The following is a 17,274-nucleotide window of genomic DNA, read 5'->3' as shown; positions in this document are numbered from 1 at the left end:
ATAAAATTGCTGCTATCGGCATGATATGGCCGGAAAGCCTCAGTCGCAATTCAAAGGGTTGTGTTTGCGCTGTCTCACGCCGATGTGGGTTTGATTGGCAACGCATGAAACGCTAAGTCAGTTCAAAACGCACATCCGAAAGCAGCAAATATGAACCGTCGCGCCTTCCTTGCCCTGTCTTCTGTCGCTGCCATTGCAGCCTGTACCTCTGGACCCGCCACCACAGGCGGCGGAATTGGGCCGGACGGCAAACCCTTGCCGCGTGTGTACCGCATCGGCGCGTTCCAGCGCGCAGAGATCGAATATCGCATGCTTGATTCGGTGAACGCGCTGCGTCAGGCCTCCGGCGCGGCACCGCTTGAGCTCAACAGCCAGTTGCAGGCCGCCGCCGCGACCCATGCGCGGGACATGTCGGTGCAAAACCGCCCGTGGCATTTCGGCTCGGATGGCTCGTCGCCCGTGGATCGGGTGCAGCGCGTCGGTTATTCCGGCCGCCTTGTGGGCGAGACGATTTCCGAGACCTACGAAACAGAGACCGAAACCCTCGCCGCCTGGATGGAAGAAGAGCCCACGCGCCGCGTGATCCTTGACCCTTCTGCCACAGAGATGGGTTTTTCCTGGTATCAGGAGGACAACGGCAAGATCTGGTGGTGCATGGTCGTTGGCGCCGCTGGCGCCGCACAGATCCCCGGCCTGCAAGGCTGATCCACCACGACACTGCATTGAAAAGGGCTGGCGTTTGCGCGCCAGCCCTTTTGCGTATCAGGGGTTGATGATGATCGGGGTGCCGTCGGTGACCATCGAATAGATGTCGCGCATTTCCTTATCCGTCACCGCGATACAGCCTGCGGTCCAGTCGCGCGGCGCGCCAATGCGGAACCCGTTGCCGCGCCCGTGGATAAAGATATCGCCGCCCGGACTTTTGCCCACGGCCTCTGCCTTCGCGCGGTCCAGCGGGTTGGGATAGCTGACACCGATTGACAAATGGAAGGCCGAATTCGGGTTGCGCCGGTCAACGTAATAGATCCCCTCGGGGGTCTTTCCGTCGCCTTCGAACTGCTTGTGCCCACGCGGGGCAAAGCCCAGTCCGATATCATAGGCTTCCAACACCTTTGTGTTGTGCAGCAGGTACATCCGCCGCTCGCCCTTGTTCACCACGACCTGAGTTACCTCGGGCCCGCGGTAATTATAGTATTTTTTCGATGAACAGGCCGCTGCCGTCAGCAGGGCCAGGACCAACAGTCCAAACCGGAGAAATCGCATATCACTGCCTCGATGCGTTTTTCTTTTCCCATACCCCATAAAGGGGGGGCATGGCATCTCACGATTTTGAAATCTTGCCTATTGCAGGCTGAATTGCGCCGCCAGTTCCACATGGGTCGACCAGCGGAACTGGTCCACGGTCTGCACCCAGTCCAACCGATAGCCGGATTCGACCAGACGCGCCGCATCGCGGGCAAAGGTCACCGGATTGCAGGACACAAAGGCGATGCGCGGCACCTGCGCGATGGCAAGCTGCACGGTCTGGGCCTCGGCACCGGCGCGGGGCGGGTCAATCACCACCCCGTCGAATTTGGCCAGCTCGTCAGGCAGCAGCGGATTGCGGAACAGATCGCGTGCTTCATGTGAAACATGGCGCAGCCCCTCGGCCATGCGCCAGCCCTTGTCCAACGCACGCGCCATATCGGCATAGGCTTCGACCGCATGAACCTTACCCTGTTGCGCCAGCGGGAGGGCGAAGGTGCCGCAGCCTGCAAACAGATCCGCCATGTATTTCGCGCCGCTCATCGCCTCGGTGACGCAGGCCAGAAGCGCGGCCTCGCCCTCGGCGGTGGCCTGTAGAAAGGCCCCCGGCGGTGGCACCACACGCGCCTTGCCGAACTGCTGATAGGGCGGGCGACGGGTCAGCACCTCGTCATCCCACGCCAGTCGCGCCAGATCGAACTCCTGCGCGATACCGGCAAGCGTCACGCGGAACCCGTCGTCGATGGCCTTGCCGCCGGTGACCGCCACGTCCAGCCCGCTGTCGCTGTCGGTGATCTGAACGGTCAGCTCGCCTTTGCGCGATGAACCCGCCACGGCCAGCGCCTCGGCCAAGGGCAGGGCCGCCGCCAGTTTGGGACGGACAAGCTGACAATCGGGCACAGCAATCACCACGTCAGAGGCCTTGGCATGAAAACCGGCCAGGGCCCCCTTTTTCGTGCGACGCGCCGAAAAGCCCGCCCGGCGCCGCGATTGCGAAGGAGAGGTAATACAGGGCCGCATCTCGGCCTCCAGACCCTGCGCTGCAAGGGCGCGCACCACCACATCGGTCTTCCATCCTTCGACAAAACTGTCAGAGGCATGTTGCAGCTGACAGCCGCCGCAGGATTTCGCATGGCGACACGGGGGAGAGACACGGTCGGACACCGGCGTAACGATCCGCGGCACGGCCATGACACCGTTGTTCACTGCGCCTTCGACGACTTCGCCCGGCAGGCAGCCGGGAACGTAGATCGGCCCCTCGGCGATCCCGTCGCCGCGATGCCCCAGACGGTCGACGGTGACGCGCTGATCTTCGGACATGGTTGGCTCCCTCGTGGTGGTGGCTTCAGGGGCCTGCCTTACACGTTCCGCGCGCCACCGGCTATAGGGGTTATTCTGCAGCCTCTGCCCCGATAAACCCGCCGGATTGCCGCGCCCAGTAACGCGCATACAGGCCCTGTTGCGCCAGAAGATCCTCATGCGTGCCGGATTCGACGATGCGACCGCCCTCCAGCACGACGATGCGGTCCATCTCGGCAATGGTGGACAGACGGTGCGCAATGGCGATCACCGTCTTGCCCTGCATGACCTGACCCAGCGCGGTCTGGATCTCTGCCTCAACCTCGGAATCCAGCGCGCTGGTCGCCTCGTCCAGCACAAGGATCGGGGCGTCTTTCAGAATGGCCCGCGCCAAGGCTATGCGCTGCCGCTGCCCGCCGGACAGTTTCACACCACGCTCACCCAAGCGCGCCTCGTAGCCTTGCCGCCCCGCCGTATCCTGCAGGCCAAGGATAAATTCATGCGCCGAGGCACGGCGCGCCGCCTCGTGCACCTCGGCGTCGGTGGCATCAGGACGGCCATAGCGGATGTTCTCCATGGCAGAGCGGTTGAACATGGACGTGTCCTGCCGCACCACGGCCACTGCCTCGCGCAGGGCGGTCTGCTTGATGTCGCGGATGTCGGTGTCGGCCAGCAATATGCGACCCTGTTCCACCTCATGTAGCCGCAACAGTAGAGAAACTGCAGTCGACTTACCGGCCCCCGACGCGCCGACCAAGGCCACCTTTTCCCCCTCGGCGATGGACAGATCGAACCCGTCCAGCGCGCTCGTCTCGCCACCATAGCCAAAGCCGACCTGATCAAAGGTGATCCCCCCACGCGGCGCAACATCCCGCGCACCGGGACGATCTGTGATCGCATGGGGCGGGGCGAGCGTGCCTACGCCGTCCTCGATCTCGCCCACTTGGGTAAAGATCGAGATGGCCACGCGCCCCAGCCGGTTCGTCAGCATCGACAGCCGCGAGGTCATCATCGCCGTCATGGCAATATCGCCCACAGTCGCGGTCCCTTGGCTGTACAGAAACAACGCCATCAGGATCGACACCATCGGCAACAAGCCCCCAAGCGTCATCAGAACCATGCGGAACAGAGCCGAAAGCTCCCCGAAATCGAGACTGCGCTGGCGGTACACCTCCAACGTGGCGCGGGTGGTGTCGTCCTCTGACTTGTCGCGCGCAAACAGCTTTACCGTCGAAATATTGGACAGCGTGTCGACGATTTGCCCGATCACCTGCGTGCGCGCGCCCGCACGTTTCGCGGACCGCCCCTGCACCCGTGGAATGAAATAGCGCAGCGCCGCAGCATACAGCACCGACCAGCCCACAAACACCAGCAACAACCGCCAGTCCACGCCCCCCAGCAGCACAAAGGCACCGGCAAACATGGCCAGCGCATAGACGACCACATCCGTGACCTCGACCACCAGATCGGTCAGTGCGCGGGCCACCTGATTGGCCTTCTGGCTGATGCGACCGGCAAAGTCGTTTTCGAAAAACGACATGGAATGGCCCAGCGTGTGATTGTTGATCCGCGCCAGAACCAGCGGAAACAAGCTGGGCTGCAACATCACCCCCGACACAGCCGCGTCGAACAGGAACAGAACGGGCCGGAACAGCATGTAAAAGCCGATGCCGAACAGGATCTGTGGCCAGAACGCGGACCAGAACGCCCCCTCGCCCGCCGCCTGCGCCCCGTCGATCACCCAGGCGGTGTACCAGGCGGCGATAACCTCGACCAAGCCGACCATGCAGGTGATCGCCACGGCCAGCGCAATCGCGTGCCAAGACCCCTTCAGCGCCCAGCGCATGAACGGCACCATCCCCTGCGGCGGCGGCCCGTCGGCGGGCTGAAACGGATCAATGCTGGGCAGCCAGTTGCGGATCATTCTGCAGCCTCCTGCCCCATGCCGATAAAGCCGCCGGATTGGCGGTCCCAATAGCGCGCATACAGACCCTGTTGCGCCAGAAGTTCGTCATGTGTGCCCATTTCGGCGATCCGCCCCTGATCCAGAACGATGATCCTGTCCATGCTTGCAATGGTGGACAGCCGGTGCGCGATGGCCATGACAGTCTTGCCTTCCATCACATGGTCCAGAGCCTGCTGAATGGCGGCCTCGACCTCGGAATCCAAGGCGCTTGTGGCCTCGTCCAAAATCAGGATCGGCGCGTCTTTCAGAATGGCCCGGGCCAGCGCGATCCGCTGGCGTTGCCCGCCGGACAGTTTCACACCCCGTTCGCCCAGATGCGCGTCATAGCCCACGCGCCCCTCACCGTCCTGCAGCTCAAGGATGAACTCATGCGCCTCGGCGCGACGGGCGGCGGCGTAAACCTCTTCCTCGGTGGCCTCCGGCCGACCATAGCGGATGTTCTCCAAAGCGGAGCGGTTGAACATGGACGTCTCTTGCGTGACCATCCCGATCTGGCGGCGCAAACTGTCCTGCGTGACCTCGGATACGTTCTGCCCGTCAATCAGAACGCGGCCTGTTTCGGTGTCATAGAGCCGCATCAACAAGGCCACGAGCGTGGATTTCCCCGCACCAGACGCCCCGACAATGCCCAGCTTTTCACCGGGATGGATCGTCAGGTCGATGCCGTCCACCCCGCCTGTGTCGCCGCCATAGGCAAAAGCCACCTGATCGAACCGCACCTCAGCCTGGCTCACATTAAGGGTTTTCGCGTCAGGCGCATCCACCAGATCGTGGCCAACAGACAGGGTGGTCATGCCGTCCTCCACCTCGCCCAGATGGCCGGAGATCACCATGATCGAAAAGCTGATCCAGCCGGTCATTTGCGCCAGCCGCAGCGACGCCCCGCCGATGGCCGCAATGTCACCCGGCGTGACGCTGTCACGCAGCAGCACCGCAGCCCCGATCAAACCCACAGGCAGCACGCCTGCAATCGCGATCAGTCCCAGACGAAAGCTTGTCGTGGCCTCCCCGAACCGCAGCGCACGGGTGCGCAAGGCGCCCAGCGCGCCCAGCGTGCGGTCGTCTTCGGACTGGCGACCGGCGAACAGCTTGACCACCTTGATATTGGACAGCGTATCGACCACCTGCCCCGTCACCATGGCCCGCGCCCCTGCCCGCGCGGCAGAGCGTTCGCGAATGGCCGGCAGATGCGCCCGCAGAAACAGCAGATAGCCCACAAACCAGACTGCCAGTATCACGATCAGCCATGCGTTCACCGCCCCCAACAGCGCAGCCGTCCCCAACACGGTCGCAAGACCCAGTGTCAGGGCGTTCACGCTTTCGATCACGGTTTCGGTTAGCGAGTTCGCGGCCTGCACCTTTTTCTGCGCCAGCCGTCCGGCGAAATCATTGTCGAAAAAGCTCACCGATTGGTCGATGGTCCAGCGGTACAGCCGCGTCATCACCAGATTGAACACGTTGGGGCCAATCATCACCGTCTGGGTCAGCGCAAGCCCGCCAAACAGCAGCGGGCGCAGCACCACCATCACCAGAATAGCCGTCACAAACAGCGGCCAATGCGCCGACAGCGGCCCCGCCTCGCCCACGGCGTCGACGATCAGGCCCAGCAGGTACATCGACAGCACCTCTGTGCCGCCAGCGGACAGGGAAATGACCGCGCCCAGCGCGATCACCGGCCATGCCCCGCGCAAGGCCCAGCGGATGAACCGCCACAGGCTTTGGGGCGGCGGCCCTTTGGCGGCGGCCTCGGTGTTGATCAACCCGCCTGCCCGTTTCAGGATCGCTTCGATCATTGTGCTGCCTCTTCGTCCGTCTTGATGTCCAGAAAACCGCCCGATTGGCGCGCCCAGAACGAGGCATATAGCCCGCCCTGCGCCAAGAGCACGTCATGGCTGCCGTCTTCGACGATGCGCCCCTGATCCATGACCAGAATCCGGTCCATCTGGGCAATCGTCGACAGCCGGTGCGCGATGGCGATCACCGTCTTTCCCGCCATCATCCCGTACAGCGTGTCCTGAATGGCGGCCTCGACCTCGGAATCAAGCGCGCTTGTCGCCTCGTCCAGGATCAGGATCGGCGCATCCTTCAGGATGACCCGCGCCAGACTGATCCGCTGCCGCTGACCGCCGGACAGTTTCACGCCGCGCTCGCCCACTTGCGCATCATAACCGCCGCGCCCCTGTGGATCGGTCAGCGTATCGATAAATTCATGCGCATGCGCCTTTTGCGCGGCCAGTATCACCTCGGCGTCCGTCGCACCGTCGGACCCGTAGCGGATATTGTCCCGAACAGAGCGGTGTAACAGAGACGATTCCTGCTGAACCATGCCAATCTGTTTTCGCAAAGAGTCCTGCGTGACCCGCGAAATATCCTGTCCGTCAATCTCGACCCGGCCCTGTTCGGGGTCGTAGAACCGCAGCAACAGTTTGACCAAGGTCGATTTACCCGCACCCGAACGCCCGACAAGCCCCACCTTCTGACCGGCGGGAATGGTCAGCGTCAGATCATTTAAGCCCCCTGCCCCGCGACCGTAATGATGCGTGACGCCGCTCAGCCGGATTTCACCATCGCGCATGACCAGCGGTGTCGCATCCGGCGCGTCGACCAAGGTGATCGGCTGGGCGATGGTCTCCATCCCCTCCTGCACGATGCCCAGCTCGCGGAACAGCGACGTGGTGGCCCACATGATCCAGCCGGTCATGGCGTTCAGCCGCAACACCAGCGCGGTGGCCGCCGCGACCGCACCGGCGGTGGCATTGCCTGCCATCCAAAGCGCCAGCGCCATGCCCACCACACCCACGATCAACAGCGCGTTCAGCAAGTTCAGCGCAAGATCCATGGTGGTATAGAGCCTCATTTCCCGTTGAAAGGTCACCCGCGCCTCTTCAATCGCCTCACGCGCATGGTGCAGCTCGGCATCCCCTTGGGCGAACATCTTGACCGACGGAATATTGGTGTAGCTGTCCACGACGCGGCCATTGATTTGGCTGCGCGCGTCCGAGCTTGCCTTGGACGCAGGGGCGACATTGCGCACGGTCCAGCGGATCAGCGCCCCATACAGAACGACCCACGCCGCAAGCGGGATCATCAGGCGCGGATCGGCGTCGCCCAGCAAGACCAGCGCACCGACGACATAGGCCAGCGAAAAGGTCACCGCATCAAACGTCTGAAAGGCCACTTCGCCCACGGCGGGCGGGGTCTGCATAATACGGTTCGCGATCCGACCGGCAAAATCATTCTCGAACCAGCCCACCGACTGCCGCAGCACATGGCCATGCGCGCGAAACCGGACCAGCGTTCCAAGGTTGGGCAGGATCGTCTGGTTCAACAGCGCCACATCCAGCACGTTCAGCAAAGGCCGCAGAAACAACAAGAACCCCGCCAGCGCGATCAACGTGGCCCCATGGGCCGACCAAACCTGCGCGGGATCGCCTTCAAGGATATCAACCACCCAGCCCATCGCGTAGATCAGCCCGATATCCACCGTGGCCACGACGACGGACAGGATGCCGGCGGCCATGAACACCCGCCTGAAGGGCTGCGCATACTGCAACAGGAACGGCCACAACCGGCGCGGTGGCGTGTCATTGGCGGCGTAGGGTTGATAGGGATCAATCAGATTTTCAAAGAAACGGAACATTCGGAAGCGCCTTTATACCGGCGTTAGACAATAGGATGACGGGCGCGCAAATCGACCGAAAGATCAGGTCGTTCAGGCGTGGCTGGATCGGGACCGTGCAATTGTCATCTGGCTGCCTCCGAAAGAGATCATGCTTCGTGTAGCCTAGATATATGCCTGTGTCACGCTTTAGATACGGTCGAGCAGCGCGGCGCGGTCCAAGGCACAGCCGCTGTCGATCCAATCCTGCTCCAACCGCTTGAGCGCCGCGCCCAGCGCGGGGCCTTGGAGGTGCGGCTGCAGGTCTTTGGCCCGGATCGGAAATCTGGCGGTTGCGGCGTGTTCGAGACTGTTTTGATCGATATGGGGCAGGGGTGTTTCAAAGCTGGCAGCGCGCAGGGCGACAGTGTCCAGCGCAACCTGCACGCCATGGCGATAGGCGATCTCTTCCACGGACTCCGTGCCCGACATCAGGCTCTGATACAGCGCAAGTTGCTTTTGTTGCGGTTTCGACAGGCGCAGCGCGGCGCCGTCACGAACCCCCATAACCGCCAGCCTGCGCAGCGGATCGGGGGACAGGCCCAGCGCGGCCTCATGCACGAGCAGCGGACCCAATGGCGTCTCTGTCGCGCCTTCAAGAACCGCAGCCAAGACACCGCAACGCGCCATCACGCAGACCGCCATATTCGGGTCTGGCGCGGCACACAGTTTAACAACCTCTGCGCCGATGCGCTCCCGTGACAGCTGCGCCAAACCGTCGATGTTATTGGCAATGGCGGACAGGGCCTCGGGGTCGATGCCCGCGGTTTCGTCACCATACCACGCGAAAAAGCGGAAAAAGCGCAGAATCCGCAGGTAATCCTCGCGGATGCGCCGGTTGGGGTCTTCGATAAAGCGCAGGCGCCGCGCGCGCAGATCCGGCAGACCGCCCAGCGGGTCGATCACATGGCCCTCACGATCCGCATAAAGCGCATTCATCGTGAAATCGCGACGGATGGCATCGGCGTGGATGTCATCGGCAAAGGCCACCACCGCGCGCCGCCCATCGGTTTCCACATCCGCACGAAAGGTCGTCACCTCATACCCCGTGCCATCGGCCACCACGGTGATCGTGCCATGATCAATGCCTGTGGGGACGGGCTTTAACCCCGCCGCTTTGGCGAGGTCCATCACCTGTTGGGGCCGCGCAGATGTCGAGATATCCACATCAGACACCGGCTGCCCCAACAGCGCATTGCGCACACAGCCGCCCACCGCGTAGGCCTGATGGCCCGCGTCATCTAACATCCGCAGCACCGCCTGTGTGCCCGCAGCGGTCAGCCAATCGCCTGTGACCTGCGCCTGCGTCATTGCGTCCGCTCGGCCAGGGCGCGCAGCATCCGTGCGGTGGCCCCCCAGATGTAATACGGACCGTAAGGCACGGTGTAATAGAGCCGCTTTTGCCCCCGCCAGCGACGACCCTGCACGCTGTAACGCGCTGGAGTCATGACGTGATGATAGGGGGTGTAGAAAATCTCCTCGACCTCGCCGGGTTCGGGAACGGGGTCAAAGGGTGTGTGGATCAGCGCCAGCACCGGCGTCACGGAAAAACCTGTGACGGTTTCGTGCGGCGGCAGGGTGCCCAGCACCTCCACATGGTCAGAGGGCAGACCGACCTCTTCGCGGGCCTCGCGCAGGGCTGCGGCAACCTCATCCGCATCGCCCGCATCGACCTTCCCACCGGGAAAGGCGATCTGACCGGGGTGATGTTTCAAATGCGAGGCACGTTTGGTCAGCAACAGCTCCAACCCATCGCAACGCGGGGCAAAGCCGATAAGCACCCCCGCCGCGCGCAGCTTGCGCCCCTCTGGCAGAGGTGTGGGACCATTGAGGTCGAAATCCGACGAGGGCGCGCCCGCGATATGGGGCGCGCGCCTCAATGCGGCGATCTGGTCACTGACCGCCATCCGCCTCGAACCCTACGGTCGCGGGATCCAACACGTAATGCGCGCCGCAGAACTGGCAGTCCGCTGTCACCTTGCCGTCTTCGGTCGTCATCTTCTCGATGTCGCGGGCCGAATAGATCGACAGCGACTGGCGCACGCGATCCTCGGAGCAGGTGCAGCCGAATTTGATCGGCTGGCTGTCGTAGACGCGGGGCTGTTCCTCGTGGAACAAGCGCACCAACAGGTCGGTCGGCGGCACAGAGGGGCCAATCAGCTCCAGCTCTTCGACGGTGCCCAAATGCATGTTCACGCGGTTCCAGTTCTCTGCCTCGTCGCCGTTGACCAGATCGTCCGCGCTGAGCAACACACCCTCTGGCGCATCGCCGGCTGGCGCGTCCTTGGCAAAGGGCGACGCCTTTGGCATGTGCTGCAACATGATGCCGCCCGCGCGCCATTTCTCCGCCTGACCGGCCTCGGTCGAGCGACCATAGGACAGGGCAAAGGTGGTCGGCAGCTGTTCGGACTGGGCGAAATAGGCCGCCGCGCAATCGGACAGGCTGGTGCCCGCAATCGGGGTGATCCCCTGATAGGGCTGCATGCCGGTGCCCTGATCGATCATGATCGCAAAATAGCCATCGCCCAACTGTTTGAACGGGGTCTCATCGGTGATGCGGTCGCCGTCAAAGCTGGCGTAGGCGCGGATGCGGGCCGGTTCACCCTCTTTTTCGGGGCCGTAGTAGTCCGTCGCAATCATGCGCACCGGGCCATTCGTCTGCACCTGCAACGACAGCTTCCACCGCAGTTTCACGGTCTGGCCAATCAACGCGGTCAGCAGGGCCATTTCGGCCACCAATGCCTCGACCGGTGCAGGGTAGTTGTGCTGTTTCAGAACGCCTGACAACACGCCGTCCAAACGGGCCACGCGGCCACGCATGTCAGAGCGGTCAAGCTGGAAGGGCAGGACGGTATCGTCCCAGGCGATCTTGTCACCGAAGCTCATGAGGAGATCCTTGGGGGTTTTCTTGGGTGCCGATGGCTGGCAGTTAAGGCGAGCATATAGGCACAAATGCAGCAAACGCAAAGGGGCAGGGCATGCGCAGATATGGTGATGCACCGATCGAGGGTCAGAAATACACATTTCGGCCGGGCGTTTACGTCATGCTGCCGCGGGATGGCGCGCTTCTTTTAACTTTGCAATCAACGCCTTATCCTGAATTTCAGCTGCCCGGCGGGGGGATCGACCCCGGTGAAAGCCCCCTGCAGGCACTGCACCGCGAGGTGTTCGAGGAAACCGGCTGGAAGATCGCGGAGCCGGTGCGGCTTGGCGCCTTTCGGCGATTCACCTGGATGCCGGAGTATGAGATCCACGCGGAAAAGCTGTGCATCGTCTATATGGCGCGGCCTGTGCGCCGCCTCGCGCAGCCGACCGAACAGGGGCATTCTGCGGTCTGGATGCCCACCGAACTGGCCGCCGAAGAGCTGGGCAATCCCGGTGAACGCGATCTGGTTGATCTGCATCTGCTATAGGGGCGGGCGGTTGACCGGATGGTCGAGCACGTCGAATTCCAGCAAAGCGGCAGAGACATCATCCCCCAGCTTATCGGGGTTCTCCATCTCCGATGTCAGCCGCCAGAACATATCCTCCATCAAATCGGGACCGGCGCCGGACGCGGCGCTGTCACGAAACAGCCGGATCAGACCGTCCTCCCCCAGCATGTCGCCGTTTTTCATCACCGCCTCGGTGAAACCGTCCGAATACAACAGCAGGCGATCACCGCGTTTCATGTGAAACTCGTGTTGGTCATAACGGACCTCATCCACCAGCCCGATGGGCAGGCCCCCATCGCCGATAAACGCCACAGATCCGTCCGCGCGCAGCAACAGCGGCGGCGAATGGCCAGCCTGCACCATCCGCATCCGGCCGCTCCGCAAATCGCCGGCGACAAAGGCCATGGTCAGATATTCCTCGACCCCCGGATCGGCAGCCAGCCGTTGGTTCAAAAGGCGCGCCACCTCTGCCGGTTCGCGCATGTGGAAAAACCGGTCAAAACGCCGTTCCAGCGCGATATTCTGTTCGGGAAAGGTGCTGGAGAGGTAACCCGCCACGCGCGCGGTCACCATGGCAGAGGTGATGCCATGACCCGAGACATCGATGCTGTACAACCCCAGCCGCGCATCGCCCGGACGAAACATGCCGACCAGATCACCGCCCACATGCCCGCAAGGTCGCAACAACAGGCTGATCCGCGAGGTTTCGAGCTCGCACACCCGCTCCGGCACCAGCGATTGCTGGATGGTGCGGGCCTGCCGCAGATCATTGTCGATCGCCTGATGGATTTCGCGCAGCTCATCCAGCGCCTGTGACAGATCACGGTTCTTTTCCGACAGTTGCCGCTGCATGGACAGGATACGCTCGCCCGCATTGATGCGCGCGCGCAATTCGTCATTGCTAACGGGTTTGCTGAGAAAATCGTCCGCCCCCGCGTCCAACCCCTGCGCAACATCGCCCTTCTCGCTTTTGGAAGTGACAAGGATGAAATAGCCGTAATGGTCGCCGTCCATCTTTCTGAATTCGCGACAGAAATCCAAACCCGTCATGCCCGGCATCATCCAGTCGGACAGGATAAGATCGGGACGGGTAGAGGCGCAGATATCCAGCGCATCCTGCGCGGATTCAGCCACCATCACGTCGAACCCCCAACGGGTCAGCATGCTGCTGATCAGCTTCAGCTGCAGTTTGCTGTCATCGACAACAAGCACACGCCGGATGGACGATGCGACGGGGGAATCGATCCTGGCAGGGTCAGCTTGCACCACATGGCCCTTTGACTGGCAAACTACATTGATGTGCCCCTCTTAGAGCGTGTTTCTTAACAGGGGCTGAAACCTCAAATGCGACGCAATATCCCGCAGTTCAAAAGGCTGCGTTCACTTTCTTGCGGTAGCCATTTCCATCATCAGGAGGGTCACATGATTGAATGGGCACGCGTTCGGGAATTGGTGGATGAAATCGGGGCCGAGGATTTTACCGAGGTCGTCGATCTGTTTCTGCAAGAGGTGGATGGCGCGATTATCGCGCTGGACGCCGCAGGCAACAACCCGATCCTGATCGAGGAACAGATGCATTTCCTGAAAGGGGCTGCGCTCAACCTCGGGTTCGAGGCACTGGCCCAGCTTTGCCTCAAGGGGGAGAAGGCGGCCAAGGCAGGCCGCCCCGATGTTGTCACACTGGCGGAGATCACGGAATGCTACCGCCTGTCGCGATCGTGTTTTGAACAGGACCTGCCGAAGAGACTGGCGGCATGACCGTCAGATCAGCATCTGTGCCAGTGTCTCGTCCTCGGTGATATCCTGATAGGTGAAGCCATTGGCATCCAACTGCGCGAACAACCTGTCAAAGCTCTGCGGGGCGTCGGTTTCGATCCCGATCAGAACAGAACCGAAGTTGCGCGCCGATTTCTTCAGGTATTCGAACCGCGCGATGTCATCCTCTGGGCCCAGAAGGTTCAGGAAATCCTTTAGCGCGCCGGGGCGCTGGGGCAGCCGAAGGATGAAGTATTTCTTTACCCCGGAATAGCGCTGCGCCCGTTCCTTGACCTCTGGCAGACGTTCGAAATCGAAATTACCGCCGGAGGCGATGCAGACGACGGTCCGCCCAAGGATGCCTTGGCCAAGATCCTTCAGCGCGTCGACCGCCAGTGCACCCGCCGGTTCCAGCACGATCCCCTCGACGTTCAGCATGTCCAGCATCGTCGTGCACAAACGGTCCTCTGCGATGGTGAGGGTATTGGCCAGACCCACACCTTTGAGCCGGGCAAAGGTCTGGGCGCCGATTTTGGCCACCGCAGCGCCATCGGCAAAGGTGTTGACCTGCGGCAGGGCCACCGGCTTGCCCGCCATCAATGCCGCCTGCAAACAGGCCCCACCGGCTGGTTCGACAAAGGTGTATTGCGTCTGCGTCCCGTAGTAAGACAGCACCCCGGCCCCAAGACCGCCGCCCCCCACAGGGATCACCATGTGATCGGGCAGGCGGCCCAACTGGCGTTCAATCTCCACCGCGACAGAGGCCTGACCCTCGATCACGTCCTCATCGTCAAAGGGCGACAGGAAATGCCCGCTCGCCTCGGCGCAATAGCACTGCGCCGCCGCCAGACAGTCATCGAAGTAGTCACCCGTCAGGCGGATCTCGATATTGTCGCCGCCGAACATCCGCGTCTTCTGGATCTTTTGCTGCGGCGTGGTGACCGGCATGTAGATCACGCCTTTGACGCCCAGATGGCGGCACATGAATGCCACGCCCTGCGCGTGATTGCCCGCGCTGGCGGCAACATACAGCCCCACATCCGGACGCTTGCGCATGGCGTTGAACGCGCCGCGCAGCTTGTACGACCGCACCGGCGACAGGTCTTCGCGTTTAAGGTAAATCTCTGCACCAAAGCGCGCCGACAGGTGATCATTGCGCAGCAGCGGCGTGGCGGGAAAGACATCGCGCATGGCCTGTTCGGCAGCACGGGCAAGGGTCTGGAAATCGGTCATAACTTTGGGTCCCATAGGTCACGGACAAGAGGCAAGCAGTTATTGGCGGCGCGCGGTCTTTTGATGCACCACGCTGAGCGCGGTGGCCACCACCAGCATCTGCACCCAGATCGAGGTGATGATATAGACAGGCTCCAGCGCGGTAATCGGGGTATGGTCGGGCAGCACCGGCAAGGCCAGAAGCAGCGAAATCGCCACCGTCCCGACGGCAAGGCCAAGGCAAGGCAGCTTGGCCTTGCGGGTCTGTCGCCACGCCTGAACGCGGCTCGGCGGATCACCCAATGGCACGCCCACCAGCAAGGGGCTGAAACGGTAAAACGCCCAAGCGACGCAGATGCTGAACAGGGTCTGCAACACCACGGCGCGCAGCGATCCGTCGTGCCAGCCATCCCCGCTGATCAGTGACATCACGATCAGCGCCGCCGTCATCGCAGCCCCCAGCCCGAACAGCCGCAAACTATAGCGGCGCAGGCTGCGGGGCGGGAACTCTCCGCCCAGTGCCGTTTGCGGGTCTTGCAGCAGCAAACACCTGTGCCAGCGGATCGCGAACCACGCAAAACACAGCGAAAGCGCAATCCCTTCGACGGTAAGAAACGCCAAGATGCCCAGCGCATTGCGACCAACCAGATAAAACGACCAGCTGCGCCCCAGCATAATGACCCCGACCGCCGCCAGCACAGGCAGGACAGACAGGCGCAGCCCCGCAAAGATACGGCGGTTCAACACCGCAAGCGTAGGCCAGATAAAAGCGAGAAAGCGCACGACCGAAGTCTCCGGTGGATCTGTGCCTTTAAGATGGGCGTGCAGCAGGGGTGTCAAGCCCGCCAGAGGCATGCCACCTTGCCCAAAGGGAAAAAACCCGCTATCGCGCCAGCGATCCGAACAAAGGAAAAAGATATGTCCGCGCCCAAGAAAGTCGTGCTGGCCTACTCCGGTGGCCTCGATACCTCGATCATCCTGAAGTGGCTTCAGACCGAATACGGTTGCGAGGTCGTCACCTTCACCGCCGATCTGGGCCAGGGCGAGGAACTGGAACCCGCACGCCAGAAGGCAGAGCTTCTCGGTATTACGCCGGAAAACATCTACATCGAAGACGTGCGCGAAGAATTCGTGCGCGATTTCGTCTTCCCGATGTTCCGCGCCAACGCGGTGTACGAGGGTCTGTACCTGCTGGGCACCTCTATCGCGCGGCCGCTGATTTCCAAGCGTCTGGTCGAGATCGCCAAGGAAGTGGGCGCAGATGCCATCGCGCACGGCGCCACCGGCAAGGGCAACGATCAGGTCCGCTTTGAGCTGTCCGCCGCAGCCCTTGACCCCGACATCAAATGTATCGCGCCCTGGCGTGAATGGGACCTGTCCTCGCGCACCAAACTGTTGGAATTCGCCGAGCAGAACCAGATCCCGATCGCCAAGGACAAGCGCGGCGAAGCGCCGTTCTCGGTCGATGCGAACCTGCTGCACACCTCGTCCGAGGGGAAGGTTCTGGAAGATCCGGCGGAAATGGCGCCCGACTACGTCTATCAGCGCACCGTCGCCCCAGAGGACGCGCCCGAGACACCGGAATTCATCGAAGTCACCTTTGAAAAAGGCGACGCGGTTGCCATCAACGGCGAGGCGATGAGCCCGGCCACGATCCTGACCAAGCTCAACGAGCTGGGTGGCAAGCACGGCTGTGGCCGTCTGGATTTCGTCGAGAACCGTTTCGTCGGCATGAAATCCCGCGGCATCTACGAGACCCCCGGCGGCACCGTCCTGCTGGAGGCCCACCGCGGCATCGAACAGATCACGCTCGACAGCGGCGCAGGTCACCTCAAGGACAGCCTGATGCCCCGCTATGCGGAGCTGATCTACAACGGCTTCTGGTTCTCGCCCGAGCGTGAGATGCTGCAGGCCGCCATCGACAAGTCGCAGGAACTGGTGTCCGGCACCGTGCGTCTGAAGCTGTACAAAGGCTCTGTCACCTGTGTGGGCCGCTGGTCCGACGCGTCGCTGTATTCCGAAGCGCATGTGACCTTCGAGGATGACGCCGGCGCCTATGACCAGAAGGACGCGGCGGGCTTTATCCAGCTGAACGCCCTGCGCCTGCGCCTGTTGGCCGCCCGCAAGAACCGTCTGGGCTAACACCACCTGAACCTATTGCAAAAGACCCGCCCGATGTGGCGGGTCTTTTCGTATCTGCTGCGCCGTAACGTCTTTGTTGCCCGTGTGATCCCCGACGCGCTAGCCCCTACGCACAGCCAAGGGGAGGAACACATGGCACTTCAGGACATCGCAGAGCGGATGCAGCGCGGGCTGGACAAACGTCCGCTGGCCGAGACGATCAAATTCGACTGTGGCGACGATGGCGCGATCACTCTGGATGCCGGTCAGGCCGTGATCGAGGACCGCCCCGCGCAATGCACCATCCACATCTCCGAGCCGAACCTGCAAAAGCTGATCGGGGGAAAGCTGAACCCGATGACGGCCTTTGTCATGGGTAAGATCAAGGTGACCGGCGATATGAAACTGGCGATGAAACTGGGACAGCTTCTGGGCTGATGATCCCCGTGAAACAACCGGCGCCTCACTGGGGAGAGAGGCGCCGGTACTGATTACTTTGGGGACATTGTAACTGTGTCCGCCCCGTGAGTGACTGGGATTAAGGGCAGAACACCCGCGACCCAAGCTGCCACATACAGAACGCG

Annotated in this window: 16 protein-coding genes; 5 read left to right on the top strand and 11 right to left on the bottom strand. The window is 62.2% G+C overall.

The window, feature by feature from the left end; all coding sequences use genetic code 11:
• The first annotated feature begins 150 nt into the window (after positions 1 to 150).
• Entirely contained in the window at positions 151 to 705 is a 555-nt protein-coding gene (locus ACN5AZ_RS08855) for a CAP domain-containing protein (RefSeq protein ID WP_419428512.1), read from the top strand.
• Positions 706 to 762: 57 nt separating this feature from the next.
• On the opposite strand, the gene ACN5AZ_RS08850 is transcribed toward ACN5AZ_RS08855, so the two are convergent.
• From ACN5AZ_RS08850 to ACN5AZ_RS08815, 8 genes are all read right to left on the bottom strand, one after another.
• Entirely contained in the window at positions 763 to 1,263 is a 501-nt protein-coding gene (locus ACN5AZ_RS08850; protein ID WP_419428511.1) for a L,D-transpeptidase family protein, read from the bottom strand.
• A 78-nt stretch (positions 1,264 to 1,341) separates the two neighbouring features.
• Positions 1,342 to 2,565, bottom strand: coding sequence for a class I SAM-dependent RNA methyltransferase (locus tag ACN5AZ_RS08845; protein WP_419428510.1), 1,224 nt, complete (start codon positions 2,563 to 2,565; stop codon positions 1,342 to 1,344).
• 70 nt (positions 2,566 to 2,635) lie between these two features.
• Positions 2,636 to 4,468, bottom strand: coding sequence for an ABC transporter ATP-binding protein (locus tag ACN5AZ_RS08840; protein WP_419428509.1), 1,833 nt, complete (start codon positions 4,466 to 4,468; stop codon positions 2,636 to 2,638).
• Positions 4,465 to 6,303, bottom strand: a complete 1,839-nt coding sequence (locus ACN5AZ_RS08835) for an ABC transporter ATP-binding protein (protein ID WP_419428508.1) — start codon at positions 6,301 to 6,303, stop codon at positions 4,465 to 4,467. Before ACN5AZ_RS08835 ends, ACN5AZ_RS08840 begins: the two co-directional genes overlap by 4 nt.
• Positions 6,300 to 8,150, bottom strand: coding sequence for an ABC transporter ATP-binding protein (locus ACN5AZ_RS08830; RefSeq protein ID WP_419428507.1), 1,851 nt, complete (start codon positions 8,148 to 8,150; stop codon positions 6,300 to 6,302). The genes ACN5AZ_RS08835 and ACN5AZ_RS08830 overlap by 4 nt, the downstream gene beginning before the upstream one ends.
• Before the next feature lie 168 nt (positions 8,151 to 8,318).
• On the bottom strand, positions 8,319 to 9,479 hold the full coding sequence (locus ACN5AZ_RS08825; RefSeq protein WP_419428506.1) for a CCA tRNA nucleotidyltransferase: 1,161 nt from the start codon (positions 9,477 to 9,479) through the stop codon (positions 8,319 to 8,321).
• On the bottom strand, positions 9,476 to 10,075 hold the full coding sequence (locus tag ACN5AZ_RS08820; RefSeq protein WP_419428505.1) for a CoA pyrophosphatase: 600 nt from the start codon (positions 10,073 to 10,075) through the stop codon (positions 9,476 to 9,478). The genes ACN5AZ_RS08825 and ACN5AZ_RS08820 overlap by 4 nt, the downstream gene beginning before the upstream one ends.
• Positions 10,062 to 11,054, bottom strand: a complete 993-nt coding sequence (locus ACN5AZ_RS08815) for an Hsp33 family molecular chaperone HslO (RefSeq protein WP_419428504.1) — start codon at positions 11,052 to 11,054, stop codon at positions 10,062 to 10,064. Before ACN5AZ_RS08815 ends, ACN5AZ_RS08820 begins: the two co-directional genes overlap by 14 nt.
• 92 nt (positions 11,055 to 11,146) lie before the next feature.
• Here ACN5AZ_RS08815 and ACN5AZ_RS08810 point away from each other — a divergent pair, with 92 nt between their 5' ends.
• Complete coding sequence (locus ACN5AZ_RS08810; RefSeq protein ID WP_419428503.1) at positions 11,147 to 11,581, top strand: NUDIX domain-containing protein; 435 nt, start codon at positions 11,147 to 11,149, stop codon at positions 11,579 to 11,581.
• Here ACN5AZ_RS08810 and ACN5AZ_RS08805 read toward each other — a convergent pair.
• Positions 11,576 to 12,868, bottom strand: coding sequence for a PP2C family protein-serine/threonine phosphatase (locus tag ACN5AZ_RS08805; RefSeq protein WP_419428502.1), 1,293 nt, complete (start codon positions 12,866 to 12,868; stop codon positions 11,576 to 11,578). The genes ACN5AZ_RS08810 and ACN5AZ_RS08805 overlap by 6 nt on opposite strands.
• A gap of 156 nt (positions 12,869 to 13,024) precedes the next feature.
• Between ACN5AZ_RS08805 and ACN5AZ_RS08800 the strand changes: the two genes are divergently transcribed.
• Positions 13,025 to 13,360 (top strand): Hpt domain-containing protein, encoded by a 336-nt coding sequence (locus ACN5AZ_RS08800; RefSeq protein ID WP_419428501.1) that lies wholly within the window; start codon positions 13,025 to 13,027, stop codon positions 13,358 to 13,360.
• A gap of 3 nt (positions 13,361 to 13,363) precedes the next feature.
• Here the strand turns inward: ACN5AZ_RS08800 and ilvA are convergent, their stop codons facing one another.
• Positions 13,364 to 14,590, bottom strand: a complete 1,227-nt coding sequence (gene ilvA, locus ACN5AZ_RS08795; RefSeq protein WP_419428500.1) for a threonine ammonia-lyase IlvA — start codon at positions 14,588 to 14,590, stop codon at positions 13,364 to 13,366.
• A gap of 39 nt (positions 14,591 to 14,629) precedes the next feature.
• Positions 14,630 to 15,409, bottom strand: a complete 780-nt coding sequence (locus ACN5AZ_RS08790) for a hypothetical protein (protein ID WP_419428499.1) — start codon at positions 15,407 to 15,409, stop codon at positions 14,630 to 14,632.
• Between the two features lie 78 nt (positions 15,410 to 15,487).
• Here ACN5AZ_RS08790 and ACN5AZ_RS08785 point away from each other — a divergent pair, with 78 nt between their 5' ends.
• Positions 15,488 to 16,711, top strand: a complete 1,224-nt coding sequence (locus ACN5AZ_RS08785) for an argininosuccinate synthase (protein WP_419428498.1) — start codon at positions 15,488 to 15,490, stop codon at positions 16,709 to 16,711.
• 33 nt (positions 16,712 to 16,744) lie between these two features.
• Positions 16,745 to 17,128 (top strand): SCP2 sterol-binding domain-containing protein, encoded by a 384-nt coding sequence (locus tag ACN5AZ_RS08780; RefSeq protein WP_419428497.1) that lies wholly within the window; start codon positions 16,745 to 16,747, stop codon positions 17,126 to 17,128.
• Positions 17,129 to 17,274: the final 146 nt, after the last annotated feature.

This window comes from Sagittula sp. SSi028 (assembly GCF_048553715.1).
GTDB lineage: Bacteria > Pseudomonadota > Alphaproteobacteria > Rhodobacterales > Rhodobacteraceae > Sagittula.
Note: the sequence above shows the minus strand (reverse complement) of the source record. Positions and strands in the feature narration are given on the sequence as shown.

Bases quoted from the DNA above. Each gene is read 5' to 3' on its own strand.
- ACN5AZ_RS08815 (WP_419428504.1), bottom strand. From the start codon at position 11,054: ATGAGCTTCGGTGACAAGATCGCCTGGGACGATACCGTCCTGCCCTTC.
- ACN5AZ_RS08840 (WP_419428509.1), bottom strand. From the start codon at position 4,468: ATGATCCGCAACTGGCTGCCCAGCATTGATCCGTTTCAGCCCGCCGAC.
- ACN5AZ_RS08825 (WP_419428506.1), bottom strand. From the start codon at position 9,479: ATGACGCAGGCGCAGGTCACAGGCGATTGGCTGACCGCTGCGGGCACA.
- ACN5AZ_RS08780 (WP_419428497.1), top strand. From the start codon at position 16,745: ATGTGGCGGGTCTTTTCGTATCTGCTGCGCCGTAACGTCTTTGTTGCC.
- ACN5AZ_RS08785 (WP_419428498.1), top strand. From the start codon at position 15,488: ATGTCCGCGCCCAAGAAAGTCGTGCTGGCCTACTCCGGTGGCCTCGAT.
- ACN5AZ_RS08820 (WP_419428505.1), bottom strand. From the start codon at position 10,075: ATGGCGGTCAGTGACCAGATCGCCGCATTGAGGCGCGCGCCCCATATC.
- ACN5AZ_RS08850 (WP_419428511.1), bottom strand. From the start codon at position 1,263: ATGCGATTTCTCCGGTTTGGACTGTTGGTCCTGGCCCTGCTGACGGCA.
- ACN5AZ_RS08855 (WP_419428512.1), top strand. From the start codon at position 151: ATGAACCGTCGCGCCTTCCTTGCCCTGTCTTCTGTCGCTGCCATTGCA.
- ACN5AZ_RS08810 (WP_419428503.1), top strand. From the start codon at position 11,147: ATGCGCAGATATGGTGATGCACCGATCGAGGGTCAGAAATACACATTT.
- ACN5AZ_RS08845 (WP_419428510.1), bottom strand. From the start codon at position 2,565: ATGTCCGAAGATCAGCGCGTCACCGTCGACCGTCTGGGGCATCGCGGC.
- ACN5AZ_RS08800 (WP_419428501.1), top strand. From the start codon at position 13,025: ATGATTGAATGGGCACGCGTTCGGGAATTGGTGGATGAAATCGGGGCC.
- ilvA (WP_419428500.1), bottom strand. From the start codon at position 14,590: ATGACCGATTTCCAGACCCTTGCCCGTGCTGCCGAACAGGCCATGCGC.
- ACN5AZ_RS08835 (WP_419428508.1), bottom strand. From the start codon at position 6,303: ATGATCGAAGCGATCCTGAAACGGGCAGGCGGGTTGATCAACACCGAG.
- ACN5AZ_RS08830 (WP_419428507.1), bottom strand. From the start codon at position 8,150: ATGTTCCGTTTCTTTGAAAATCTGATTGATCCCTATCAACCCTACGCC.